The following is a 23,761-nucleotide window of genomic DNA, read 5'->3' as shown; positions in this document are numbered from 1 at the left end:
GGGGGCTGCGTTTGCTTTTGGGAGGTCACAAGAGACCTATGGAAAAGATTCCGATGACCGCCGGCGGTCACGTCGCCCTCGAAGAGGAGCTGAAGCGCCGCCAGCAGGTGGAGCGCCCGCGCATCATCGACGCGATCTCCGAAGCTCGCGCCCATGGCGACCTCAGCGAGAACGCCGAGTATCACGCGGCCAAGGAACAGCAGGCGCTGAACGAGGGCCGCATCGCGGAACTGGAAGACAAGCTGTCGCGCGCCGAGATCATCGACGTCGCCAAGCTCACCGGCGACGTGGTGAAATTCGGCGCCACGGTGAAACTGATCGACGAGGACACCGAGGAAGAGCGCGTGTGGCAGATCGTCGGCGACATGGAAGCCGACGCCAAGGCGGGCCGCATCTCCATCTCTTCGCCGCTCGCCCGCGCGCTGATCGGCAAGAAGCTCGGCACCTCGGTGGAGGTGGTGACGCCCAAGGGCGCCCGCTCCTACGAGATCGCCGACGTGCGCTTCGCCTGACCTCCTGACAGGACCATGGTGCGCGACGGCCTCGATCCGACGCCCGATCCGGTCGCTTTCCCGGATCCCGCCGGAATCGAGGCTGTCGCGCCCAATCTCAAGCGCCGGCTCTCCGGCGTCACCTCGACGCTGGAGCGCGTGGTGCCGGTGCAGGCGCGGACGCTCCGCATCGCCGCGCTGGGGCCGAAGCTGGCAGCCGGCGTACCGCGAATCGCCTGGAGCGACCTCCGGCATTTCTGGCGCGCGCCGCCGGGCCGGCCGGCCCGCATCTGGCACGCCCGGCGCAACATCGAGATGCTGACCGGCGTCGTGCTGCGCGACCTCATGCGCATGAAGCTCCGCCTCGTCTTCACCTCCGCCTCGCAGCGCCGCCACACACGCTGGACGCGTTTCCTGATCGCGCGCATGGACGCGGTGATCTCGACCTCCGGCAAGACCGCCACCTATCTGAAGCGCCCTTCCACCGTCATCCATCACGGCATCGACGCGGATGTGTTTCATCCCGCGCCAAGCCGCGCGGCGGCGCGGGCGGCGCTCGGCCTGCCCGACCTCAACCTCGTCGGTTGCTTCGGGCGCATTCGCGCGCAGAAGGGCACCGACGTGTTCGTCGAGGCGCTGCTGCGGGTGCTGGCGGCGCATCCCGGCTGGGGCGGCGTGGTGCTGGGACGCGCGGTCGGCACCGATGCCGGCTTTCTCGACGGGCTGAAGGCCAAGGTGGCGGCGGCCGGCCTCGATGGCCGCATCCTGTTTGCAGGCGAGGTGGACACCTCGGCGACGCCGGACTGGTACCGTGCCCTCGATCTCTACATCGCTCCGCAGCGCTGGGAAGGCTTCGGCGTCACCCCGATCGAGGCGATGGCCTCGGGCGTGCCGGTGATCGCCACCCGCGTCGGCGCCTTCGAGGAACTGGTGAGCGAGGGCATCACAGGCGCGCTGGTTCCGCCCGGCGATGTCGAGGCCATGACGGCGGCGCTGCGTGCCCATCTCGAACTCGGCGACGACGCGCGGGCGGCGATGGCCGCGCGGGCGCGGGCGCACGCCGTGTCGGCGTTCTCGCTGGAGCGCGAGGCAGCGAAGATCAACGCCGTCTACGAGGCGGTGTGGGACGCCGACCGGCGCGGCTGAGCCTCATCGGCGGCGATGGCCTGGCGCGAACCATCGAGGCCCCGCTCCCAATAGGTCCGCACCCAGTCGACCGGACCAAAGCCGGGACGGTTGCGGGTGCCCCATTGCTTCACATCGGCACGGGCTACCTCGCTCGGCTTGGGCACGCCGTGGAACACCACGAGCGGCACGCGCGAAGGCTTGCGGGCGGTCCGGAACACGACGTTCAGCGGCCAGTGCGGCACGCAATGCCGGCGGAACGACACCGCGAAGCCTTCCGGGAAATAGTGCCGCCGATGGGCGCGCACGCCGATATAGACCTGATCGTTCTTGGCCAGCGCATAGGCGGCGTCGGGATCGGCCATGGTGTCGAGGTAGAGATGGTCCTGCTCGCCGGGCCGCCAGGCGACCATCGAGCTCTGGGCTCCGCGATCCGGGCGCAGCGAGACCGGCAGCACTTCCCAGATGTTGGGGTTCCACTCGCGCAGGATATGCAGGCCCGGCGTCGCGCGGGCATGGGCGACGATGGGATCGAGCGGGCGAAGGATCACCACGTCGAGATCGAGATACAGCGCGAGGTCGACCCCTTCGAGCAGGCCGGGGGCGAACATGCCGAGCTTGGGCCAGCAGCCACGCCAGCGCAGGTTCAGCGCGCCGGTGCCGGGCAGGTCGGCGGTCTCGACCTCCGGGCGCAGGCCGTCGGCACGGTCGGTGAGGCAGATGAAGCGGAACGGCTCGGACAGGTGGTCGCGCACGCCCTGATAGAGGACATTCACATCCTCGGCCGGATAGGCCTCGCCCCATTTGATGCAGATGACGGCGAGCATCAGTCGAGGCTCCGGGTGGCGGGGACGGGAAGCTCTAGCACGGGCGCCAGCGCGCGGGCGAGGATGTCGCGCGCGTCCTCGGCCGGCGGCACCAGCCGGGTGAGCGTGGCGGCGAACTGCTCCGGCGTGACGCTGCGCATCGGCAGGATGGCGAGGCTGGCTCCGGCCATGCCGGCGATGATCTCGTCGGCATAGTGCTTGTGCACCACCCGCGACTTCAGCCCGATCACCGGCCGGCGGGCGGCGAGGCCCTCGGCGAGCATGCTGAGCGAATCCTCGGTGACGACGACGGCGTCCGCTCCGAACAGCGCCCGCACCGAGCCGGGGCCGGCGGTGCGGTAATCGACGAATTCGGCGAGGTCGCCGGTATTGGCGAGCGCCCGGAAGCGGTCAGACACCGCCTCCGGCGTGCGGCGCGAGGTGGTGACGCGCCATTTCACGCCGTAGCGCCGCGCGACAGCCGGCACGAGGGCGAGCAGCGCCTCCCACTCCTCCAGCGGAAACTCGCGACGATAGGCCGAGCCGCCGACCAACAAAGCGAGCGTGGCACCCTCGAGAGCGGCGATGTCGGCGAGCCGGCGCGGCGGCGGATAGGCGTCGGGATCCACCGTCGAGGGGATCGGCGCATAGGCGGCGCCGGGGTCGCCCGCCTGCCGCGGCGAGGAGACGATGTTGAGCGCGATGGCGGTCTCGTCATAGCCGTCGATGCCGCCGGAGATCACCAGCGGCGTGCCGAAATGGCGGGCGAGCAGGATGCCGGCGGCAATGGTCGGGCGACCGGACGCGACGATGATGTCGGGCTTCGCCACGCCGGCGAGATCGATGCCGTAGATCAGCTTCAGCCAGAAGCCGGCGTCCCGGCCCCAGCGGCGCATCACGAGCTTGCGGATGTCGTCGCGCGCCCAGCGGGCGGGACGGATCTCCAGGCGCTGCACCTCGACCGGCGCGAGCCGCGCCACGGCAAGCGCCATGCCCTCCGCCTGGTTGAAATGGCCGGGCTGCCGGTCGCGCAGGATGAGCACGCGTGTCACGCCGGCTGCCCCATGCCGAGGAAGCGGCGGCCGAGCCAGTTGCGGAAGCGCCGCCACTTGCGCAGCCGCTTCTCGATCTTGCGCGACAGCTTGGTCTTCATCTTCGCCCCGGCGAACGGTGTGCGGGTGCGGTAGTCGAGAAAGCGGTCGCGGGCAGGATGGTCGCAATCGGCGTAGTTCGGCTTGATCTGGCCGATGAAGTGGATGATGGCGGCCTCGCCCCAGTCGACCGGATCGCCCTCGTAGCGGCCCTTCACCAACCGGCGATGCAGGTTCCAGCGCTCGTCGAGCGCCAGCCACTGGCCGCGCAGCGCACCGTTGAGCGCGTCCTGGTCCATCATCGGCAGGTCGGGATGGTCGGCAGCGAACGCCATCACCCGCTCGGACAGGCTCTCGCGGCGCCACTGGTCGAGGTCGATCAGCAGCACGCCGCTGTTGAAGTAGCGCATCTCGCCCGGCAGGCCGATGGCGAGATTGCGGGCGGCGTGACGGGCCGGATCGAGCCGGGCGATGTCATCCACCGCCGCCACCGCGAAGCGCTGCATGTCGAGGCTGGCGAGCGGCGCCAGCGGGGCGTTGATCAGCGTATCGCAATCGACATAGAGCAGCCGGCCCTGCGCCTGCGGCAGCAGCAGCGGCATGAGGATGCGCGCATAGGCGGTGCGCGAGAGATGGTGATTGACCGGCCGGGCGCCGAAATGGCGCTCCATCTCGCGGGCCAGATCGACGAAGGCGATGTTGTCGCGCGGGTAGCTGGCGCGCATCCGCGCCTGGTCCTCGGCACCGACATTGTCGCAGAACACCACGACGCGCTCGACCTCACCGCCCGCATTGTCCGCCAGCGAGGCGAGCAGCACCGCGGTGAGCTCGACATAGGCGGCATCGGTGGCGGTGGCGACGATCATGTCCCCTGCCCGTCCATCGGTACGATGGCGGAGTCCTTGGCCTGCTTGAGGGTCAGAGCGGTCTTCACCTTGCTGACATTGGGGGCGCTGGTCAGCTCCAGCACGAAGTTCTGGAACGAGCGCAGATCGGGTGCGACGCAGAGCAGGATGAAGTCGGTCTCGCCGGACAGCATCCAGCAGGAGCGCACCAGCGGCCAGCGCTCCACCTGCTCGGCGAAGGCGGTGAGGTCCGCCTCGGCCTGGCTCACCAGATGCACCATGGCGAAGGCCATCAGATCGAAGCCGAGCGACTTCTCGTCGAGCAGGGCGCGATAGCCCCTGATGATGCCTTCCTCCTCCAGCGCCCGCACCCGGCGCAGGCAGGGCGGCGCGGAGATGCCGACCCTTTGGGAAAGCTCGACATTGGTGATGCGGCCGTCCCCCTGGAGCTCACGCAGGATGTTCCAGTCGATCGTGTCGATACGGCGCGCCACGCGGCTCTCCCCAATGGGACGGCGAAAGGCGCCGCACCCGGCGCGCACCATAGAGGAGCGGCCGACCAGCGCAATAATCTTTCGCGGGAGCCCGCGCAATCTTGCCTTGGGACAACTTTCGGATAAGCCACGAGCCGCTTGCAGAGCAGCGCCCCAGCCCCTACATTTTCGCATGGCTGTAGCCAGCCGACCGGCCCGCCTCTTGCTAGCGACCTCTCTTATCGCTCCCCCCTTGCAAGCGACGATGCCAGCGGCCAGATGCAGCCCTGCTGAAGGAGCGGCCGGTGCCGCCCCACGAGATTTCGCGAGTGCATTCCATGTCGCCGGCCCCCAACCACATCAAGGTTGCGATCATCGGCTCCGGCCCTGCCGGCTACACCGCCGCCATCTACGCCGCGCGCGCCATGCTGGAGCCGGTGCTGTTCCAGGGCATCCAGCCCGGCGGGCAGCTGACCATCACCACCGATGTCGAGAATTATCCCGGCTTCAAGGACCCGATCCAGGGACCGTGGCTGATGGAGCAGATGCAGGCGCAGGCCGAGCACATGGGCACGCGCATCGTCAGCGACATCGTCACCAAGGCCGACTTCTCCTCCCGTCCGTTCCGACTGGAGACCGATGCGGGGCAGGTGTGGATCGCCGAGACGGTGATTCTCTCCACCGGCGCCCAGGCGCGCTGGCTCGACCTGCCCTCCGAGCAGGCCTATCGTGGCTTCGGCGTCTCCGCTTGCGCTACCTGCGACGGCTTCTTCTATCGCGGCAAGGAAGTGTTCGTGATCGGCGGCGGCAATACCGCGGTCGAGGAAGCTCTGTTCCTCACCAACTTCGCCTCCAAGGTGACGGTGGTGCATCGCCGCGACCATTTCCGCGCCGAGCGCATCCTGCAGGACCGGCTGTTCGCCCACCCCAAGGTCGAGGTGGTGTGGAACGCCGTGCTGCATGAGGTGAAGGGCGAGAACGAGCCCACAAGGGTCACCGGCGTCACGCTGAAGAATGTCGAGACCGGCGCCGTCAGCGCACACAAGGCCGACGGCGTGTTCATCGCCATCGGCCACGCACCGGCGACCGAGCTGGTCGCCGGCCAGCTGAAGCTGAAGCCGAGCGGCTATGTGTGGACCGCCCCCTACTCCACCTCCACCTCGGTGGAAGGCGTATTCGCCGCCGGCGACGTTGCCGACGACACGTTCCGACAGGCGGTAACCGCCGCTGGCATGGGCTGCATGGCCGCGCTCGAAGCCGAGCGTTTCCTCGCCGCCCGACATCCCCTCGCACATGCGGCGGAGTGACATGGACGGCAAGGCGCGGGCACGCGACATGGACTGGGACAAGCTCAAGGTCTTCCACGTCGCAGCGGAGGCCGGGTCCTTCACCCATGCCGGCGAGGCACTGGGGCTGTCGCAATCGGCGGTGAGCCGGCAGGTGTCGGCGCTGGAGCAGGAACTCAACATCCCGCTGTTCCACCGCCATGCCCGCGGCCTGATCCTGACCGAGCAGGGCGACCTGCTCTACCGCACCGCGCACGAAGTGTTCATGAAGCTGGAGGCCGCGCGGGCCAAGCTGACCGACAGCCGCGAGAAGCCGAACGGCGAATTGCGCGTCACCACCACGATGGGTCTCGGCACCCACTGGCTGACGGCGCGGATCGGCGAGTTCCTCGAGCTCTATCCCGATATCCGCATCACGCTGATCCTGACCGACGACGAGCTCGACCTCGCCATGCGCGAGGCCGACGTCGCCATCCGCCTGCGCCAGCCGGTGCAGCCGGACCTGATCCAGCGCAAGCTGTTCACCGTGCATTTCCACGCCTTCGCCTCGGCGGAATATCTCAAGCGCAACGGCCATCCGCGCACGCTGGACGAGATCGACAAGCACCGCATCATCCTGCTGGGCGGCCCGATCCCCTCCTATTTCCAGCCGCTGAACTGGCTGGAGCGGGCCGGCCTCGAAGACGGGCAGGAAGGACGCGTACCCTCGCTGTCGGTGAACAACGTGCTCGGGCTGAAGCGCGCGGTGGAACGCGGCGTCGGCATCGGCATCGTGCCGGACTACCTGCTGGAGGATTCGGCGACGCTGGTGCAGCTCTTCCCCGAGCGGCCGACGCCGACGCTGGAAGCCTATTTCGTCTACCCGCAGGAAATGCGCTCCGTGGCGCGCATCCAGGTCTTCCGCGACTTCCTGGTCGCTAAGGCGCAGCGCTGGAACTTCTGATCCCCTGATCGCCTAATTTTTACCCACGCCATCGCCCGAGATGGCGTGGGCGCGCGGCTATTTGCCGAAAGATTTGCGGAAATCGACGCAAATCCCATCCGTTTCATTATAAAATTGTCACATAAATGCGATTTTGCGACAGATAATTGCCGCTGCTCGCAAAACGCATGCCTGCCATGCGGGCATAATTCATTGTCAAATGCCTTATGAACAGTCATATGTTGTTTCGACGCTGTTGCACTGAGTGCTTCAGCTGTTCCCCTCTGGAAGGTCGCCGCTCTGCGGCGAAACTCGCCGGGCTCTCTTGAGCCCGGCTTTTTTCTTTCCGGATCTGGCGCGGTACATCCGCTCTTCACGACGTGAGCGGCACGGGGCGCTCGTCAGACCCCGAGGATGTTCTCGACCATGCGGCCGGCGATCTCGCGCTCGGCATAGACAACCAGGTCGGCACCGCGGCCACGCAGGTGCTCCACCCCGTCCTCGCTATGGGCGCGCGCGGCGATGAACAGGTCGCGGCGCAGGCGGCGGGCCACCTCGATCAGCGCCCCGCCCTGCAATTCGTCCGGCACGGTGACCATCAGCATGCGTGCGCCGGCGATGCCGGCGTCGCTCAGCACTTCCGCCGGGCTGCCGCTGGCGACGACGCCGCGCCCGCCGCCGCGCCGCCAGCGCTCGACCTTGAGCCGATCCTGATCGACCACCACCAGCGGCACCTTCGCCTCGGCGAGCTGGGCGGCGATGGCGGAGCCGACGCGGCCGAGACCGACGAGGATGACCGGCCCGTCGCCATGCGGCTGGTGAGGCCCGTAGCTCTCCTCCGCCACCGGCACCGTCGCTCGTTCCTCGCCGGCGTAGCGCGCCGCCCAGCGCTCGGCCGCCTTGAAGACGAACGGGTTGAGCGCGATGGAGATCATCGCCCCGGCGACGATGAGGTCGCGGGCGTCGGTCGGCACCAGCCCCTCATTGATGCCCAGCCCGATGAGGATGAAGGAGAACTCGCCGATCTGGGCGAGGCTCGCCGCCACGGCCGCCGCCATGGCGTGCGAGCGGCCGAGCAAGCGCACCAGCCCGATCGCCACCGCCGCCTTGACCGCCAGGATGACGATCAGCACCGCCGCCACGTCGAGCGGCCGGCGCAGGAGGATGCTCGGGTCGAACAGCATGCCGACCGAGACGAAGAACAGCACCGCAAAGGCGTCGCGCAGCGGCAGCGAGCCCTCGGCGGCGCGATGGCTGAGATCGGATTCGGCCAGCACCAGCCCGGCGAAGAAGGCGCCGAGCGCGAAGGACACGCCGAACAGCAGCGCCGAGCCATAGGCGATGCCGAGCGCGACGCCGAGCACCGACAGGGTGAACAATTCGCGCGAGCCGGTGCGGGCCACCAGCGCCAGCATGGCGGGAATGACCCGCCGCCCGACGACCAGCATGAGCGCCACGAACAGCGCCACCGCCCCCAGCGTGGTGCCGATCGAGGTGGCGAGGCCCGACAGGTCGGCCTGCTGCCCGCGCGCCAGCCCGGCCAGCACCGGCAGCAGCACCAGCACCAGCACCATGGCGAGGTCTTCCACCACCAGCCAGCCTATGGCGACACGGCCGTTCTCGGTCTCAACCGCCCGCTGCTCCTCCAGCGCGCGCAGCATCACCACGGTCGAGGCGACCGACAGCGACAGGCCGAAGACGAGGCCGCCCGCCACCGACCAGCCCCACAGCAAGGCAAGGCCGAGGCCCACAAGGGTGGCGACGGCGATCTGCGCCACCGCGCCGGGCACCGCGACGCTCCAGACCCGCAGGAGGTCGCGCGGGGTGAAGTGCAGGCCGACGCCGAACATCAGGAGGATGATGCCAAGCTCCGCGAGTTGCGGGGCGAGCGCGGTATCGGCGACGAAGCCGGGCGTATAGGGCCCCACCAGCAGCCCGGCGAACAGATAGCCGACAATGGGCGACAGCCGCAGCCGCGTCGCGAGATAACCGAGGATCGCCGCCAATACGAAGGCCAGGCAGACGGTAGCGATCAGCGGCACCTGATGCGGCATTGCGCGGCGCCTCCCTTGCGCGTGACATATGGGGTGTCGGGTGACGCGGCAGCGAGTCCCGCCGCGACCCGCAAGGTGACCGCCCCGACCGCGAGAGGCAAGCGTCGCGAACCGCCGGGCGACGATTTGCCCGGCGGGCCCGGTCACATGAACAGCTTCTCGGTCTTGTCCATGCCGGCATAGAGGCCGGCGACCTGCTCGCCATAGCCGTTGTAGATCAGCGTCGGGCGCCGCTCGCCGGTGCCGATGTCGCGCTCGCTGGCCTGGCTCCAGCGCGGATGCGGAACCTCCGGGTTCACATTGGCCCAGAAGCCGTATTCGCGGCCCTGCACCTGCTCCCACAGCCCGACCGGCCGCTCGGCGACGAAGGAGATTCGCACAATCGACTTCACCGACTTGAAGCCGTATTTCCACGGCAGCGCGAGGCGCAGCGGGGCACCGTACTGGTTGGGCGCCGGCTTGCCGTAGACGCCGGTGACGAAGAAGGCGAGATCGTTCATCCCCTCGACCATGGTGATGCCGTCGACATAGGGCCAGGGGTAGATGAAGCGGTTCTGCGCCGGCGCCACCGCCGGGTTCAGGAAGGTCTCCATGCGGATGTACTTCGCCCCCGACAGCGGCTTGGCGTAGGCGATGAACTCCCGCACCGGGAAGCCGGTCCATGGCACCGCCATCGACCACGCCTCGACGCAGCGGTGGCGGTAGAGGCGCTCCTCCAGCGGCATGGCGCGGATGATGTCGTCGATGCCGACCTCGCGCTCCTTCTCGACGAGGCCGTCGATCTTCACCGTCCAGGGACGGCGCGGCATGCGCTCGGCGATGTCGGCCACCTGGTAGTTGCGGCGGTCGGAGCCGAACTCGTAGAAATTATTGTAGTTGCCGGAGATCTCCTCGGGCGTCACCGGGCGATCCAGCGTGAAGGCGTCGTTGCGCTTGGCCGGATAGAGATCCTTGGTCGGATCGAGGTCGGGATTGCCCGGCGTGGGAGCGGCAACGGCCGGCAGACCGAGCCCCAGCGTCGCCGCCAGCCCGGCCCCGGCGCCGAGCAGATGACGGCGCGACAGATAGACGGCTTCGGGCGTGGCGGCACTCTCAGGCAATTCCCAGGAAGGACGACGGCGGATCAGCATGGATATCTCCCATCGGCTGTGACCGAGAAGATACGTCCGAAAGCGACCGAGCGTTACAATCCCGTACGTTCAACTCCCCGTGCGGGCAAAGCCGCCCCGCCCGGCCGGCGTGCGAACGTGAAACGGCGGCGCTCCAACGCAAAACGGCCCGGCACCTTCCGATGCCGGGCCGTTCGCTGAAATTGTCCGATCGGTCAGTTCGCCCGCAGGGTCAGGTCGCCCACGCCCACCGCGAGGTTCACGCCGGTCTGGCCTTCGACGCTGAAGGGCTGCAGCGCGACGGTGTTCTTGGAGCCGCCGAGCAGCGCGTTGCCGCCGACGCCGACACCGAGCGCGACACTGCCGGACACGCCGGTGTAGCGGCCGGCGAGATCGCTGGAATCAATGCGGGTAGTGGGCGCGAACACGCCCCAGACCAGCGCGTTGCGGCCGGTGACGCCGACATCGAGGCCCCAGCGGCGAATGGTGCCCTCATAGGCATAGCGGGCGCCGCGGCGGGTAACGAAGCGGCAGTCGAGCGTGCGCTTCGAGCCGATGATGAAGCTCACCGACTTGGAGCCGGTGCACTCCAGCGTGCCGACCTGCACACGGTTGATCTGCTGGGCCGAGGCCGGCGTCGCGAGGACGCCGCCGAATCCGGCGACGAGGGTCGCCGCGAAGGCACCGAGCGTCACATATTTGCGGAACATGATCGATCTCCTTGAACCAAGCGCCTCTGCGCCGGAAATGGGACCATTAAAGGCGGCCGGCGAGTGCCGGCGCGCCCCATATTATTACCTCAACGGAGCGAGCCGCAGAAGCGCTGGATGCGCAGGCACGCCTCCTCGAGGTCCTTGGTAGCGGTCGCATAGGAAATGCGGAACGCCGGGCCGAGGCCGAAAGCCGAGCCATGCACCACCGCAACGCCTTCGGCGTCGAGAAGTTCAGTCGCGAACACCTCGTCGTCGACGATCACCTTGCCCGATTCCGTCGTCTTGCCGATGACACCGGCGCAGGACGGATAGACGTAGAAGGCGCCTTCCGGCTTCGGGCAGGTGAGGCCGTTCGCCTGGTTGAGCATCGAGACGACGAGGTCGCGGCGCTCCTTGAACGACTTGTTGTTCTCGGCGATGAAGTCCTGCGGACCGTTCAGCGCCTCGACCGCCGCCCACTGGGCGATGGACGAGGGGTTCGAGGTCGACTGCGACTGCAGCGTCCCCATCGCCTTGATCAGCTCTTCCGGGCCGCCGGCATAGCCGATGCGCCAGCCGGTCATGCAATAGGCCTTCGACACGCCGTTCATGGTCAGCGTGCGGTCGTAGAGGGCGGGCTCGACCTGCGCCGGGGTGACGAACTTGAAGTCGTCATAGACCAGGTGCTCGTACATGTCGTCGGTGAGGATCCACACATGCGGATACTTCACCAGCACGTCGGTGAGCGCCTTGAGCTCGTCATAGCTGTAGGCCGCGCCGGAGGGGTTCGACGGCGAGTTGAAGATCAGCCACTTAGTCTTCGGCGTGATCGCCGCCTCAAGCGCCTCGGGACGAAGCTTGAAATTGTCCTCGAGCGTCGTCTCCACCGCCACCGGGGTGCCGCCGGCGAAGTTGACGATGTCCGGGTAGCTCACCCAGTACGGCGCCGGGATGATCACCTCGTCGCCGGCATCGACGGTGGCCAGCAGCGCGTTGAACAGCACCTGCTTGCCGCCGGTGCCGACGGTGATCTGGCTCGGCTTGTAGGTGAGGCCGTTCTCGCGCTTGAACTTGGCGACGATCGCCGCCTTCAGCTCCGGAATGCCGTCGACCGCAGTGTAGCGGGTCTGGCCGTCGCGAATCGCCTTGATCGCGGCTTCCTTGACGTTGTCGGGCGTCTCGAAATCCGGCTCGCCGGCCGACAGCGCGATGATGTCGCGGCCTTCCGCTTTCAGCTCCCGCGCCTTGTTGGAAATGGCGATGGTCGCGGAAGGCTTGATGCGCTTCATGGCGGCGGATACGAGGCTCATGGCCGGACTCCGTTTGGATGTTTTGCGCGCGACAACTAGTCGAGCCCTTGCACGGCGGCAAGTCTTTCCCCACCTCACAACGCACCTATCGATGCGGTATGGCGCCGCGATCACCCGCTTTTTCGCGGTATCCGGGAATCCGACGTGCTCAAGCTCCATGCGATGCAGAGTTCCGGCAACTGCTACAAGGTCCGGATGCTGCTGGCGCGTATCAATACGCCCTTCGAGCTCGTCGACGTCGACCTGCTGCGCGGCGAGAACCGCACGCCGGAATTCCTCATGAAGAACCCGGAAGGCCGGGTGCCGCTCCTGGAAATGCCGGGCGGGCGCTTCCTGCCCGAATCGAACGCCATCCTGTTCTATCTCGCCGAGGGCACGAAGCTGCTGCCGGCCGACCGGCTCGCCCGCGCGGAGGTGCTGCGCTGGATGTTCTTCGAACAGCACTCGCACGAGCCGGCCATCGCCGCCGCCCGCTTCTGGCTGAAGCTGGTGCGTGGCGGACGCGACCTGCGCACCCACGACATCGACCGCTGGATGGAGGAAGGCTACCGCGCCCTGAAGGTGATGGACCGGCACCTGCAACGCCGCCGCTTCTTCGTCGATCAGACCTTCACCATCGCCGACATCGCGCTCTACGCGCACACCCATGTCGCCGACGAGGGCGACTTCGATCTCTCCCCCTTCCCGGCGGTGCGCGCCTGGCTGGCGCGGGTCGCGGCGCAGCCCGGCCATGTCGACATGGAGTGGCGTCCGCAGGTCGTGCAAGCCGCTGATTAACAAGCGTTAACCTCTTGCCCCGAAATGGCCGCGAAATCGCGCGGCATCGCCCAAGTACCGTCGAAGGCGAGCCGCGTTCAGCATCGAAGCTCTCACCCATCGGAACGGAATGCTCCGGCGCCGGACGGATGAGGATCTCGCCATGCCGCACCACGATGTCGTCGCTGCCGCCGAGGTGAAGCACACCTCGGTCCGCCGCTTTCGCCGGGCGCTGATGGAAGCCGGCGTCGTGCTCACGCTGACGCTCGCCATCGTGGCGGTGCTGTGCATGTTCGGCCTGCAGGCGGCCTCGGCCATGGAGATGAACGCCATCGACGGCGCCGATCCCAGCGGGCGGCTGACCATCGGCGCGGTGCTGCTCGCCGCCTTCGTCGCACTGTGCGGCCTGTCCGGCTACATGCTGCGCAACACGCTGCAGCCGGTCGAGCCGCGGCATCGGCGCCGCCAGGGCTGAGCCCGCCTTCCATCTTCCCATGGGGCCGGTGACGCGGGTTTGAACGCGCCGTCGGGCCACCTACCTCACCAACCCCGTTGCCTGCCCCGCCCCGCCTGATCTAACGATGCGTCAGGTCGCTCCCCGCAGGTCGCTCCTTGCCGGAATGCCGACCGGAGCCGCCAACCGGAGAGCATCGTGATCCGCCCCTTCCGCCTCGCCGCCCTCTCGCTGTCCCTCGTCCTGTGCGCGATCCCGGCGCTGGCACAGTCGCAGGGCGCAGCACCGGTCAGCGTCCGCACTTCCGCCGGCCCGATGACCCTCGAGACGGTGGCGGGCGGCTTCGAGAACCCCTGGGGCCTCGCCTTCCTGCCCGACGGGCGCATGCTGGTGACGGAGCGGCCCGGCCGGCTGCGGATCGTCAGCCGCTCGGGCACGGTCTCCGCGCCGGTCGCCGGCGTGCCGTCGGTCTATGCCAGCGGCCAGGGCGGCCTGCTCGACATCGCCGTGGCGCCGGATTTCGACACCAGCCGGCTGGTGTATTTCTCCTATGCCGAACCGCGCGAGGGCATCTCGGGCACCAGTGTCGCCCGGGCCAAGCTTACCGAGAATGGCGGCGGTGCCCGGCTGGAGAATGTCGAGGTGATCTTCCGCCAGCAGCCTTCGGCCGGCGGATCGAGCCATTACGGCTCCCGTCTCGCCTTCGGCCGCGACGGCACGCTGTTCGTCACCCTCGGCGACCGCTATTCGCTGCGCTCCGAGGTGCAGAAGCTCTCGACCCATATCGGCAAGATCGTGCGCATCAATCCCGACGGCTCGGCGCCGGCGGACAATCCCTTCGCCAAGACGGCCAGTGCGCGGCCGGAGATCTGGAGCTTCGGCCACCGCAACGTGCAGGGCGCCGCCATCGATCCGCAGACCGGGCAGCTCTGGACGGTCGAGCACGGCGCGCGCGGCGGCGACGAGCTGAACCATCCCGAAGCCGGCAAGAATTACGGCTGGCCGGTGATCACCTATGGGCGCGACTATTCCGGCGCGACCATCGGCGAAGGCACCGCGAAGTCGGGCATGGAGCAGCCGGTGAAATACTGGGACCCGTCGATCTCGCCAGCGGGGCTCGCCTTCTACACCGGCAACCTCATCCCGCGCTGGAAGGGCGATTTGTTCACCGGCGGGCTCTCCGGCACCCGGCTGGTGCGGCTGAAGCTCGATCCCTCGCGCCAGCGCGTGGTCGAGGAGGAGGCGCTGCTGACCGAGCTCGGCGAGCGCATCCGCGACGTGCGGCAGGGGCCGGACGGGGCGCTGTGGCTGCTCACCGACGATCCCGGCGCCGGCCGGCTCCTGCGCCTCGCGCCGGGGGAGTGAGCCGGGGGGGTGAGCCCCGCGCCTACCATTTCTGGAAGATGAACCACGCCCCCAGCGCGATGAAGGCGAAGCCGATGGCGTGGTTCCAGCCGAGCGGCTCCTTCAGCCAGAACACCGAGAAGCCGGCGAACACCACCAGGGTGATCACCTCCTGCATGGTCTTCAGCTCGGCGGTGGCATAGACGGCCGAGCCATAGCGGTTGGCCGGCACGGCCAGGCAATACTCGAACAGCGCGATGCCCCAGCTCGCCAGTATCGCGATGACCAGCGGCGCCGACTTGTATTTGAGATGACCGTACCAGGCGAAGGTCATGAAGATGTTGGAGGCGGTGAGCAGCAGGATCGGCAGCAGCGCGGGCGGGAACAGCGACGTGAGCGCGGGCATCGGGCCTCTCTGGACATCTCTCGCGGGAAGAACCGGCGAGAGATAGCGCCCACTGCAACGACGTCAATGCACCGATCGCGACTGCCGCAGCGGCCGCCTCACATCTCGACCCATTGCCGCAGCAGGTTGTGATAGACGTTGGTCAGCGACAGCACGGCGGGTGAATCGATCGGCGCCACCTCGCGGGTCTGTACGATGGCGACGTCGAGATCGTAGAGCAGCGCTCGGCGGCCATCGTCCTTGATCATCGACTGGGTCCAGAAGAAGCTTCCCCAGCGGCTGCCGCGGGTGATCGGGCGCACCGCGTGCAGGCTGCTCGACGGATAGACCACCATGTGGCCGGCCGGCAGCTTCACCTCATGGCCACCGAACGTATCCTCGATGACCAGCTCGCCGCCATCATATTCCTCCGGATCGGTGAGCGAGAGCGTGCTCGACACGTCCGCCCGCATGCGCATGCCGGTGCCGGGAATGGCGCGGATGGCGCTGTCGACGTGAGCGCCGAACTCCATGCCGACATCGTAGCGGTTGAACATCGGCGGCAGCACGCGCAGCGGCATGGCGGCGGAATTGAACACCGGGTTGCGGCCCAGCGCCCGCAGGATGATGTCGCCGAGTTCGCGGGCTTCCTTGGAGTCCTCGGGAATCTGCAGGTTGTTCTTGGTCTTCGCCGCCTGCACCCCCGCCGTGGCGCGGCCATCCACCCACTGCGAGGATTCCAGCACACGGCGGCAATAGGCGACCTCGTCGCGGGTCAGCACGTCGGGAATGGTCACGAGCATGGGATACACCTCGAAAGAAAGCGGCCCCGCAAGCGGGGCCGAAGGTGGCGGACGCCCCGACAGGAGCATCCGCCGAGTGAAGAGGTCAGGGAAGGCAGGCCCTCAGAAGGTGGCGCCCACAGTGAACACGACGGCGCGGCCGGTACCCACGACGGCACGGTTGTTGAAGCCCGCCACGTAGTTAAGTTCGTCGGTCAGGTTGTAACCGTTGACCGCGAACCGATAATTGCCCTGCTTGTAGGAGATCAGCGCGTCGAGCGAGAAGGTCTCGGGAATCCAGGCGGTATTGGCGGTATTCGTATAGTAGCCGTCTGTATAGGTAATGCCGCCGCCGATGAGCAGTTCACCTGGGATGGAGGTCAGCCAGTGCTTGGCCACATCGTAGGTGGTCCAGATCGAGGCCGAATTACGCGGAGCGTAGTTCACCTCGTTGCCGATGGTCGCGGCCGTTGCAGGAGGAGAATAAGTGATTTCGCTATCGAGATAAGTATAGGCAGCCTGAACGGTCCAAGCATCGGTAAGGTTGCCCGTCAAGCCGAGCTCGACACCCTGCACTCGCTGACGGTCGCCGGTCGCCACGGCGTCGCCTACAGCATCGTAATAATAGGCGTTACCCTTGATGGTATGAAACAGTGCACCGGTCAAACCGAGCTTGCCATCGAGCAATGAGAACTTGGCACCAATTTCGGTGGTTTCATTTGATTCTGGTGCGACAGCGGAAGTGCCGCTCAGCGGGTTCGGAGTGACCGCAACATTGCCACCAGGTGGCGTGAAGGACTTGCCCCACGAAACATAGTAGGTCTGTTCCTTGGTGGGCTCCCATATCAGCGAAAGGCTCGGGCTGAAGAAGCTAGAGTGTGAGTCGTAATCAGACCAACCGCGCACTCCGGGTGAGGGCGCCCTGCCGCCCGTGGTCGAGGTTTCGTAGTTGATGTTGTAGTTGTCGAAGCGGCCACCGGCGAGCAACGATACCGTGTCGACAAACCAGAAGCGATCCGAAGCAAATATTGCCGAATTGGTAGCCTGAGAGCGGCGCAGATTTAGTCCGCTATCGTAAACATAGAAGCTGTCCGAATTGTAGAAGGACGGATCGGCAATGGTACCGACTGTCTTGGTGCCGGAATTCGTCAGATAGCTACGGGCATCGTTCTGGAAATAGAAATCGACGCCGGCTACGAACTGATTCCGAAATTTTCCGATCGAAAAATCAGCGATCGCTGTGGTGATATTCTGTCCGCCATAAGTCTCCTGGTCGAAGCCTGCCGGACCGCCAAGAGAATAGGGAACGTTCGGATTGCCATTGATGACTGGAATGCCACAGGTGGCAGCCGCACAGGTAGCCGCCGACTGGGTATAGTAACGATTGTAATAAGCCAGCCGGCTATCATTGGTAACGGTCAGCCAATCATTCACCTCGTTACGATACTTGGCCGTGAACATGGTGACGTCGTAATTGTCCTTGTCGGTCTCCTTGCCATAATAGTTGGAGCGCGACACGCCGGGATATTCCGTCACCGGCAGGGAAACGCCGGTGCTGCGGGTGGCGAACGGGACACCCATGTCTGTCTGGCCGTCACCATCCTGATAGAAGATGTTCAGGTGCAAGGTCTGGTCGGTGCCGAGACCGAAGCCGACGGCCCCCAGGAAACCGTAGCGGTCCTTATACATGTAGTCGCGATCGACGAGATCCTGCTCGGTGTACATACCGACAAAGCGCACCGCAGTGGTGTCGTCTATCTGCTTGTTGACGTCGCCGACCACGCGGTACAGCGGGCCGTTACCGATCTGTCCTTCGAAATCATACTTGTCGCCCAGATGCGCTTGCTTCTGGGTGATGTTGATGGCACCGCCTGTGGTCCCCATGCCGAAATTTTCGGACGACGAGCCCTTGAACACCTCGACGGATTCGAAGGCAAAGCTGTCGCGGGTATAGGAGCCGAAATCGCGCAGGCCATCGACATAGATGTCGCCATTGGCCTGGAAGCCGCGAATGCGGAACTGGTCGCCGTTCATGCCGCCATTGCCTTCGCCGGACGAGGCGGTGACGCCGGGCACGTTGCGCAGCGCCTGTTCGAGCGTGGTGACGCCCTGCTGCTGCATCGTCTCCTGCGAGATGACGGTTATGGTCTGCGGCGTATCCTGAATCGTGCCCGGCATGCGCGACAGGCCGGTGGTGGCCTCAAGAGCATTGGCCGGGGCGTTGTCACCCTCGACAGTGACGGTGGGCAGTTCTTCCGTTGCGTTCGGCGTCGACGTGGCCTGCTGGGCCTGCGCGTCCAGCAGCGGGATAGCCGACATCGTCATAGCCAAGCCGGTGGTCAAGGCCGCCCCGGATACCGAGGGCCTGAGTGTCTTCATCTTCGTCATTCGTCCAACCCCTGTGAGCACGTCCAACATCAGGTCGGATAAAGGAAGAGTCTAACTCGGTTCAAACACTATGTTTTTTAGAGATTCAAAAGTCTAATTCGCTTGGCATGCCAGGATGGACTTTGTTTTTAATTGTTAAAAATTGAATCAGATCACAACTCCTTGCCATTGCACAATCGATTGCCCTATTTCCGTCTCAATCCAGCCGCGCCAACGCCTATGTTGCCGCAACGACACATGGACGATGATTTACAAGATCGTGACAGCGCATGGCCGATGATTGGATTTCCCTTGCGGCGCTGAAACGCATGGGTGCCGACGAACTGAAGCTTCGCATCGCCGAGGGGCCGCAGGCCGCTGCCCACTGGGTGCGGGCGGGCGCGCTGAACGGCCTCGTCAATGCCCAGCTCGCCTGGGGGCGCATGCTGCTCGACGGCACCGGCACGACGCGGGATGCCGAGGCCGCGTTGCGCTGGTTCTCCATCGCCGCGCAGGCCGGCAGCGCCGAAGGCCTCAACATGGTGGGGCGCTGCCACGAGCATGGCTGGGGCACACTCATCGCACCGGCGCGCGCGGCCGAGTTCTATCGTCAGGCGGCGCAGGCCGGCGACGCCTGGGCACGGTTCAATCTCGCCGGCCTGTTGCTGGCCGGCAATGGCGTGCCGTCCGACCGCCGGGAGGCGCTCAGCCTCTATGTCCGTGCCGCCCGCGCCGGCCACGTCAAGGCAGCCACGCTGGTCGGACGCTATCTGGAAAATGGCTGGGACCGGCCGGCGCGACCGGCGGCGGCGCGACGCTGGTATCGTCGCGGCGCCGAGGGCGGCGACTATCGCGGCCAGTTCGACTATGGCCGGCTGCTGCTATCGGCCGGCCGGCAGGAGGAAGGGCTCGCCTGGATGCGCAAGAGCCTGGAGGGCGCGGTACCGGCCTTCTGCCGGCTCGCCGGCGAGGGCTTGCGCGCCAACCCCGACCCGGCGATCGGCGCCCTCGCGCTGCTGGCGCTGAGGCGCGCCTGCGCGAGCGATACGGCGCAGGACCAGCGGGCCTATGCCTCCGCCCTTGTCGAGGGGGTGGGCGGCGCGGCGGACCCCGAGGCCGCGCGGATCGCCTTCGCCGATGCCCGGCAGATCGAGGATCGCGAGCGCCTCGCCCGCGAAGCTGTTATCCGGCAAAGAGCCGAAGCGTCGCTCGCTCCCAAGAAGGCTCGCTCCCGGCTGCCGCGGGCGATCCGCGCGCTGCTTCGGCGCGGCAACTAGGCCGCGGGGTCAGCGCCGGCTTTCGGCCCAAGCGCGGAACTCGCGCAGCAGATTGGCGAAGTCCCAGAAGGCGGCGGCCAGCAGCAGGCCGGCGACGAGGGCGAGCACGGTCGCGGTGCCCTGCGAGAAATCGATCGGGCCGCGGGCGAAATCATAGGCGGTGAAAGCGCCGAACAGCGCCACCAATGCGGCGATGATCAGATAGGCGGTACGGTCGAGCCGGCTGGCAGCCAGCGCGACCAGCAGCGCGACCAGAATGCCGATCGCTGCCGCCCACAGGATCCCCAGCGAGAACAGCGTCGCCATCCAGCGACCGACGACGAAGGACAGATAGGCGAGCGCCATCAGCACCAGCAAGCCCGCCCGCAGGCGCACCATGGACGGCCTGTTGATCTGCGCCATTGCCGGCGGCTCCCCATCTTGCCATGGTCGCAGCCTATTCGGTCTCTCTCATCCGCGTCGAGCCCGACGTCCGAACGCCTCGCCGATCCTCCACCGTCGATCGCCGGTTCGACCGGAGGAACCTAGTCGCCGTGCCGCCGTTGCCGTTCCGCCTGCCGCCGCGTTCCCCTCCCGCCATATTGCCTCCGCCACATTGCCTTGCATTGTCGTGTCGCCCTCCCTGCCCCGTTTCATTCCGAGCCGAACCATGCGCCATGTCCTCGTCCTGCTGAACGCAAAGGCAGGAACCCTGCAGCAACGCGACGGCGAGGCGGTGCGCCGCGAAGTGGCCGACCGGCTCTCCCGCGACGGCCGCAAGGTGGAGGTGCAGCTGCTCACCGGCGAGGACTTGCTGCGAGCCATCCGTGCCAGCGGACGCGGGCCGCACGATACGGTGATCGTCGGCGGCGGCGATGGCAGCGTCAGCCTGGCGGCGCGCTGCCACGAGAATTCCGGCAAGGCGCTCGGCATCCTGCCGCTGGGCACGATGAACCTGCTGGCGCACGACATCGGTATGCCGACCGATATCGGAGCCGCGCTCGACGCGCTCGACACCGCCCGGCCGATGCGCGTCGACATGGGCACGCTGAACGGGCGGCGGTTCCACACCATTTCCGGCTTCGGCTTCTTCAGCCAGATGGCGCGGGCGCGGGAAACCGCCCGCCGCTGGGGGCTCGGCCGCTTCTTCGCCGTGCCGATCGCCGCCTTTCTCGCCCTGCGGCGCACCGGGCGCATCCATATCGACGTCGAGGTCGACGGCCAGAGGCGGCATTTCGCGGCCTTCTCGGCCCTCGTCACCGTGAACCGCTTCACCGGACCGGGCTGGCGGCGCGGGCGGCTCGACGAGGGCCTGCTGGAAGTCCACATCGTCGAGGATCGCGGCGCGCTCGCCAAGCTGAAGGCCGGCGCCGATCTGGTGACGGATAGCTGGCGCGGCAATCCCGGCATCGTCAGCCTCGCCGGGCGGGACATCCTCATCAGCCGCGGCGAGCGCAAGCGCAGCTGGGTCTCGACCGACGGCGAGCTGAGCCGCGAGCGCCTGCCGCTGCACTATCGCGTGGTGCCGCAGGCGCTCGAACTGCTGGTGCCGGACGCCGCGCCTCAGCGCGGCTCGATCTCGTAGGTCACCGCGACGCTGGCCTGGACCTCGGCCTCTCCGGCCTCGACCGGCACGGAATCCGCCTTCATCAGCATCGGCGCCGCCATGGCCCGCCCCATCGGCCGCACCCCGCCATTACCGGTGACGGTGAGAATGCGCACCAGCCGCACGCCGCTCGCCTGGGCGATCAGTTCAGCCTGGTGGCGGGCATCCTCCACCGCCGCAACACGCGCCTTGTCTTCCAGCTTGGCCGGCTCGGCGATGTCGAAGGAGATGCCGCCGATCTGGTTGGCGCCGGAGGTCACCATCTTGTCGAGCAGATCGCCGAGACGGCCGAGATCGCGCAGCCGCACCGAGACGTTGTTCTGCACCTGGTAGGCGACGACCCGCGGCGGCTCGGTGGAATCCTTCTTCGGCGGCGCGTATTGCGGCTGCACGGAGAAGCCGGAGGTGGCGATATCGCGTGCCTCGATGCCGGAATCCTTGAGCGCGGCGATCATGTCGGTGACCGCCTTGCTGTTGGCGTCGAGCGCCTCGCGCGCGGTCTTGCCGTCGCTGATCACCCCGGTGGAGAAGCGCGCCATGTCCGGGGCGGCGGCGGCGCGGCCTTCGCCGGTGACCGTAAGGGTCGGACGCCGGGGAGCGGCGGAGAGCTCCTGCGCCGACAGCGGCGACAGGCCGGCGAAGAGGCTGGCGGAGACGAGGGCGGCGAGGGCGGCGGCAGGAGCGGCCTGGGCGAGTTTCATGTTGCGCATTCCCCGGGGAACAGGATGGTGTCGCGCCGACGTAGCGGCATGCGAGGCAAACCACCTCCCGGTGGCGGCAATACGGCGGTGGACGGCGCCCTCCGGCGCGATGCCCGAGTGTTGGCGTCGCGATGGGTATTTGCTAGCGTTCGCCCGCTTCCCCGGAGCGGCCCCGCCCTCCGCGGCGGGCCTGTAGCTCAATGGTTAGAGCCGGCCGCTCATAACGGTCTGGTTGCAGGTTCGAGTCCTGCCGGGCCCACCAATTATATCAAGCACTTAGCTTAGGTGGGCTCGCAATCGGGCCGTTATTGCCAACAAAACGACCAACGATTGAGGCTGAGATGCCTGCCCTGTGCGCCCATTTCGTCGGCTTCCGCGACGACCGCTGTTGGTCCGCCGTCCGCGCGTTCGGCCGCCCAGACTTCATTCATATCGGCTGGGATCGCCGCGCCCGGCACGAGATTATGGACTGCAAACACGGCCGTCTTCGCGACCGGTAAGCAAGACCAGTCCCCCTCCAATGGCTGCGATCTGGTGGAGGCGGCGGTGCGAAGATCACCATCGTGAATGCAGGCGCGAGCGACCTCGCTCGGGCCCTGTCCTCGTCCACCAATATCCGATCGCCGGGCACGCGAAGGGCTAACGTCCCCTCCGTCAGAATTGCGTCGCCCACACGCGGGACGGAGACTCGACGGCGGCCATCCGGGGCAGCCCCGGACACAGCCGCGTCTGGTTCGTCAAGGAACCCCAGCACGACCGCAGTGTTCGAGCAGGTGAAGGCGCGCCCATCAGAACTTCGTACCGCCGCTGAAGCGGAACGCCTGCGTCTGGTCGTAGTCTTCCTTGGTCAGCACCCAGGCATAGTCGAAGCGCAGCGGGCCGAAGGGCGACTTCCAGATCAGGCTCACGCCGACCGAGGAGCGGATCGAGTCGCTGTCGGCGACGCAGACATTGGCGTAGCCCTTGGTCCTGGAGCCTGAGATCGCGCTGCAATCGACGAGATTGTCTTGCCAGCCGGAAACGTTTTCGAAGGTCGTGCCGCCCTCATATCCCCACAGAGAGCCGGCATCGGCGAACAGCGCGGCGCTCATTCCCACCTCCTTCGGCAGGAAGGTAAGCGGGAACTGCAACTCAGCGGAGGCGCCCCAGTAGAGCGTGCCGCCCAGCGCGTCCGGATCGGAACCGTCGAGGCCGGAGGCCAGGTCGCGCGGACCGATACCGTTCGATTCGAAGCCGCGGACGAGGTCCGGCCCCTTGAAGAAGTTGTCGAGGATGCGCAGGTCCTCGCCGCCCCAGGAGGAGACGTTGCCCGCCTGGCCGCGCACCATCAGCACCACGTCGCCGAAGGCGGGCATGTACCAGCGGGAATCGAAGGTCGAGCGGATGTAGTTCACATCGCCGCCGACACCGGCGAGGTCCTGCTTGAACTCGAGCAGGTAGCCGTTGGTCGGGCCGATGTTGCTGTCCAGCATGTTGTAGCTGAGCGTGTAGCCGATCGCCGAGGTGATGTAGGCCTGATTGTTGATTTCAAGCAGTGCCCATGACGGTGTGCCGTAATCTTCGATGGTTTCCTCGTCGATCGAGATTTCCTTCTGCGACAGCGTGTAGCGCAGGCCGAGGGTTAGCTCGTCGGAGAACGGCAGGCCGACGCGCAGCGTGCCGCCTGCGGTCGTCGTGTCGTAAGGACTTGAGCTGGTGGCTTCCGTCACTCGCCAGGACAGGTCGAAACCGGCAGAGATGCGGGAGTCGAGGAAGTAGGGCTCGGTGAAATTGAAGTCGATGCCCTGCGTATCCTCGCCGAGCGTGCCGGCGAGGCGGACATACTGGCCGCGGCCGAGGAAGTTCTTCTCCGACACCGCCACTTCGCCGATGAAGCCGTCCGAGGTCGAGTAGCCGCCCGAGATCG

The 23,761-nt window shown here is 67.0% G+C and carries 23 protein-coding genes and 1 tRNA gene; 10 read left to right on the top strand and 14 right to left on the bottom strand.

Going from position 1 to position 23,761, the window contains the following annotated elements; genetic code table 11:
• Positions 1–38 precede the first annotated feature (38 nt).
• Entirely contained in the window at positions 39–512 is a 474-nt protein-coding gene (gene greA, locus KHC28_RS19705; RefSeq protein WP_214010086.1) for a transcription elongation factor GreA, read from the top strand.
• A 15-nt stretch (positions 513–527) separates the two neighbouring features.
• On the top strand, positions 528–1,637 hold the full coding sequence (locus KHC28_RS19700) for a glycosyltransferase family 4 protein (RefSeq protein WP_214010085.1): 1,110 nt from the start codon (positions 528–530) through the stop codon (positions 1,635–1,637).
• On the opposite strand, the gene KHC28_RS19695 is transcribed toward KHC28_RS19700, so the two are convergent.
• The 4 genes from KHC28_RS19695 to KHC28_RS19680 are packed head-to-tail and all read right to left on the bottom strand — an operon-like array spanning position 1,601 to position 4,852.
• Complete coding sequence (locus KHC28_RS19695; RefSeq protein ID WP_214010084.1) at positions 1,601–2,443, bottom strand: hypothetical protein; 843 nt, start codon at positions 2,441–2,443, stop codon at positions 1,601–1,603. The two genes, KHC28_RS19700 and KHC28_RS19695, sit on opposite strands and share 37 nt — an antisense overlap.
• Positions 2,443–3,474, bottom strand: a complete 1,032-nt coding sequence (locus tag KHC28_RS19690; RefSeq protein WP_312893278.1) for an ELM1/GtrOC1 family putative glycosyltransferase — start codon at positions 3,472–3,474, stop codon at positions 2,443–2,445. The genes KHC28_RS19695 and KHC28_RS19690 overlap by 1 nt, the downstream gene beginning before the upstream one ends.
• Positions 3,471–4,379, bottom strand: a complete 909-nt coding sequence (locus KHC28_RS19685) for a glycosyltransferase family 8 protein (protein WP_214010083.1) — start codon at positions 4,377–4,379, stop codon at positions 3,471–3,473. The genes KHC28_RS19690 and KHC28_RS19685 overlap by 4 nt, the downstream gene beginning before the upstream one ends.
• Positions 4,376–4,852 carry an Lrp/AsnC family transcriptional regulator gene (locus tag KHC28_RS19680; protein ID WP_214010082.1) on the bottom strand — a complete coding sequence of 159 codons (477 nt, stop codon included), beginning with the start codon at positions 4,850–4,852 and terminating at the stop codon, positions 4,376–4,378. Before KHC28_RS19680 ends, KHC28_RS19685 begins: the two co-directional genes overlap by 4 nt.
• A 317-nt stretch (positions 4,853–5,169) precedes the next feature.
• Here KHC28_RS19680 and trxB point away from each other — a divergent pair, with 317 nt between their 5' ends.
• Entirely contained in the window at positions 5,170–6,138 is a 969-nt protein-coding gene (gene trxB, locus KHC28_RS19675; RefSeq protein WP_214010081.1) for a thioredoxin-disulfide reductase, read from the top strand.
• A gap of 28 nt (positions 6,139–6,166) precedes the next feature.
• Positions 6,167–7,060: a LysR family transcriptional regulator gene (locus tag KHC28_RS19670; RefSeq protein ID WP_213350993.1), complete on the top strand. Its 894-nt coding sequence runs from the start codon at positions 6,167–6,169 to the stop codon at positions 7,058–7,060.
• Between the two features lie 380 nt (positions 7,061–7,440).
• Here the strand turns inward: KHC28_RS19670 and KHC28_RS19665 are convergent, their stop codons facing one another.
• The 4 genes from KHC28_RS19665 to KHC28_RS19650 all read right to left on the bottom strand — a co-directional run bounded on the left by KHC28_RS19665 (position 7,441) and on the right by KHC28_RS19650 (position 12,204).
• A complete protein-coding gene (locus tag KHC28_RS19665) occupies positions 7,441–9,093 on the bottom strand; it encodes a cation:proton antiporter domain-containing protein (RefSeq protein ID WP_214010080.1) in 1,653 nt (550 codons plus the stop codon).
• Positions 9,094–9,236: 143 nt separating this feature from the next.
• Positions 9,237–10,223, bottom strand: coding sequence for a protein-methionine-sulfoxide reductase catalytic subunit MsrP (gene msrP / locus KHC28_RS19660; protein ID WP_214010079.1), 987 nt, complete (start codon positions 10,221–10,223; stop codon positions 9,237–9,239).
• A 194-nt stretch (positions 10,224–10,417) separates the two neighbouring features.
• Complete coding sequence (locus KHC28_RS19655) at positions 10,418–10,912, bottom strand: DUF992 domain-containing protein (RefSeq protein ID WP_214010078.1); 495 nt, start codon at positions 10,910–10,912, stop codon at positions 10,418–10,420.
• A gap of 89 nt (positions 10,913–11,001) precedes the next feature.
• Entirely contained in the window at positions 11,002–12,204 is a 1,203-nt protein-coding gene (locus tag KHC28_RS19650; protein WP_214010077.1) for a pyridoxal phosphate-dependent aminotransferase, read from the bottom strand.
• 144 nt (positions 12,205–12,348) lie between these two features.
• Between KHC28_RS19650 and KHC28_RS19645 the strand changes: the two genes are divergently transcribed.
• From KHC28_RS19645 to KHC28_RS19635, 3 genes are all read left to right on the top strand, one after another.
• Positions 12,349–12,981: a glutathione S-transferase family protein gene (locus KHC28_RS19645; RefSeq protein WP_214010076.1), complete on the top strand. Its 633-nt coding sequence runs from the start codon at positions 12,349–12,351 to the stop codon at positions 12,979–12,981.
• 142 nt (positions 12,982–13,123) lie between these two features.
• A complete protein-coding gene (locus KHC28_RS19640; protein ID WP_214010075.1) occupies positions 13,124–13,435 on the top strand; it encodes a hypothetical protein in 312 nt (103 codons plus the stop codon).
• Between the two features lie 177 nt (positions 13,436–13,612).
• Positions 13,613–14,779, top strand: a complete 1,167-nt coding sequence (locus KHC28_RS19635; protein WP_376772765.1) for a PQQ-dependent sugar dehydrogenase — start codon at positions 13,613–13,615, stop codon at positions 14,777–14,779.
• Between the two features lie 22 nt (positions 14,780–14,801).
• Here KHC28_RS19635 and KHC28_RS19630 read toward each other — a convergent pair whose 3' ends face one another.
• The 3 genes from KHC28_RS19630 to KHC28_RS19620 all read right to left on the bottom strand — a co-directional run bounded on the left by KHC28_RS19630 (position 14,802) and on the right by KHC28_RS19620 (position 18,313).
• Positions 14,802–15,164: a DMT family protein gene (locus tag KHC28_RS19630; protein WP_214010074.1), complete on the bottom strand. Its 363-nt coding sequence runs from the start codon at positions 15,162–15,164 to the stop codon at positions 14,802–14,804.
• Between the two features lie 98 nt (positions 15,165–15,262).
• On the bottom strand, positions 15,263–15,946 hold the full coding sequence (locus KHC28_RS19625; protein ID WP_214010073.1) for a Fe2+-dependent dioxygenase: 684 nt from the start codon (positions 15,944–15,946) through the stop codon (positions 15,263–15,265).
• A 102-nt stretch (positions 15,947–16,048) separates the two neighbouring features.
• A complete protein-coding gene (locus KHC28_RS19620; RefSeq protein WP_246565036.1) occupies positions 16,049–18,313 on the bottom strand; it encodes a TonB-dependent receptor in 2,265 nt (754 codons plus the stop codon).
• Positions 18,314–18,582: 269 nt separating this feature from the next.
• On the opposite strand from KHC28_RS19620, the gene KHC28_RS19615 reads away from it, so the two are divergent.
• The gene (locus KHC28_RS19615) at positions 18,583–19,569 is read left to right on the top strand and encodes a tetratricopeptide repeat protein (protein WP_214010072.1); all 987 of its coding nucleotides are present in this window, start codon (positions 18,583–18,585) and stop codon (positions 19,567–19,569) included.
• 9 nt (positions 19,570–19,578) lie between these two features.
• On the opposite strand, the gene KHC28_RS19610 is transcribed toward KHC28_RS19615, so the two are convergent.
• Positions 19,579–19,971, bottom strand: a complete 393-nt coding sequence (locus KHC28_RS19610; RefSeq protein ID WP_214010071.1) for a hypothetical protein — start codon at positions 19,969–19,971, stop codon at positions 19,579–19,581.
• Positions 19,972–20,218: 247 nt separating this feature from the next.
• Between KHC28_RS19610 and KHC28_RS19605 the strand changes: the two genes are divergently transcribed.
• The gene (locus tag KHC28_RS19605) at positions 20,219–21,133 is read left to right on the top strand and encodes a diacylglycerol/lipid kinase family protein (protein ID WP_214010070.1); all 915 of its coding nucleotides are present in this window, start codon (positions 20,219–20,221) and stop codon (positions 21,131–21,133) included.
• Here KHC28_RS19605 and KHC28_RS19600 read toward each other — a convergent pair.
• Positions 21,112–21,855 carry an SIMPL domain-containing protein gene (locus KHC28_RS19600; protein ID WP_214010069.1) on the bottom strand — a complete coding sequence of 248 codons (744 nt, stop codon included), beginning with the start codon at positions 21,853–21,855 and terminating at the stop codon, positions 21,112–21,114. The genes KHC28_RS19605 and KHC28_RS19600 overlap by 22 nt on opposite strands.
• A gap of 186 nt (positions 21,856–22,041) precedes the next feature.
• On the opposite strand from KHC28_RS19600, the gene KHC28_RS19595 reads away from it, so the two are divergent.
• Positions 22,042–22,117: transfer RNA gene (locus KHC28_RS19595), tRNA-Ile, on the top strand.
• A 526-nt stretch (positions 22,118–22,643) separates the two neighbouring features.
• On the opposite strand, the gene bamA is transcribed toward KHC28_RS19595, so the two are convergent.
• Positions 22,644–23,761: outer membrane protein assembly factor BamA (gene bamA, locus KHC28_RS19590; protein WP_214010068.1), on the bottom strand; the 1,118-nt coding region annotated here is incomplete at its 5' end.

It is taken from the genome of Ancylobacter sonchi, assembly GCF_018390695.1.
In the GTDB taxonomy this organism is placed as follows: Bacteria; Pseudomonadota; Alphaproteobacteria; order Rhizobiales; family Xanthobacteraceae; genus Ancylobacter; species Ancylobacter sonchi.
The sequence above is the reverse complement of the archived record's forward strand: the minus strand, read 5'-3'. Positions and strand labels throughout refer to the sequence as shown.

Bases quoted from the DNA above. Each gene is read 5' to 3' on its own strand.
- greA (WP_214010086.1), top strand. From the start codon at position 39: ATGGAAAAGATTCCGATGACCGCCGGCGGTCACGTCGCCCTCGAAGAG.
- KHC28_RS19700 (WP_214010085.1), top strand. From the start codon at position 528: ATGGTGCGCGACGGCCTCGATCCGACGCCCGATCCGGTCGCTTTCCCG.
- KHC28_RS19695 (WP_214010084.1), bottom strand. From the start codon at position 2,443: ATGCTCGCCGTCATCTGCATCAAATGGGGCGAGGCCTATCCGGCCGAG.
- KHC28_RS19685 (WP_214010083.1), bottom strand. From the start codon at position 4,379: ATGATCGTCGCCACCGCCACCGATGCCGCCTATGTCGAGCTCACCGCG.
- trxB (WP_214010081.1), top strand. From the start codon at position 5,170: ATGTCGCCGGCCCCCAACCACATCAAGGTTGCGATCATCGGCTCCGGC.
- KHC28_RS19670 (WP_213350993.1), top strand. From the start codon at position 6,167: ATGGACTGGGACAAGCTCAAGGTCTTCCACGTCGCAGCGGAGGCCGGG.
- KHC28_RS19665 (WP_214010080.1), bottom strand. From the start codon at position 9,093: ATGCCGCATCAGGTGCCGCTGATCGCTACCGTCTGCCTGGCCTTCGTA.
- msrP (WP_214010079.1), bottom strand. From the start codon at position 10,223: ATGCTGATCCGCCGTCGTCCTTCCTGGGAATTGCCTGAGAGTGCCGCC.
- KHC28_RS19655 (WP_214010078.1), bottom strand. From the start codon at position 10,912: ATGTTCCGCAAATATGTGACGCTCGGTGCCTTCGCGGCGACCCTCGTC.
- KHC28_RS19650 (WP_214010077.1), bottom strand. From the start codon at position 12,204: ATGAGCCTCGTATCCGCCGCCATGAAGCGCATCAAGCCTTCCGCGACC.
- KHC28_RS19640 (WP_214010075.1), top strand. From the start codon at position 13,124: ATGCCGCACCACGATGTCGTCGCTGCCGCCGAGGTGAAGCACACCTCG.
- KHC28_RS19630 (WP_214010074.1), bottom strand. From the start codon at position 15,164: ATGCCCGCGCTCACGTCGCTGTTCCCGCCCGCGCTGCTGCCGATCCTG.
- KHC28_RS19625 (WP_214010073.1), bottom strand. From the start codon at position 15,946: ATGCTCGTGACCATTCCCGACGTGCTGACCCGCGACGAGGTCGCCTAT.
- KHC28_RS19620 (WP_246565036.1), bottom strand. From the start codon at position 18,313: ATGACGAAGATGAAGACACTCAGGCCCTCGGTATCCGGGGCGGCCTTG.
- KHC28_RS19615 (WP_214010072.1), top strand. From the start codon at position 18,583: ATGGCCGATGATTGGATTTCCCTTGCGGCGCTGAAACGCATGGGTGCC.
- KHC28_RS19610 (WP_214010071.1), bottom strand. From the start codon at position 19,971: ATGGCGCAGATCAACAGGCCGTCCATGGTGCGCCTGCGGGCGGGCTTG.
- KHC28_RS19605 (WP_214010070.1), top strand. From the start codon at position 20,219: ATGCGCCATGTCCTCGTCCTGCTGAACGCAAAGGCAGGAACCCTGCAG.
- KHC28_RS19600 (WP_214010069.1), bottom strand. From the start codon at position 21,855: ATGAAACTCGCCCAGGCCGCTCCTGCCGCCGCCCTCGCCGCCCTCGTC.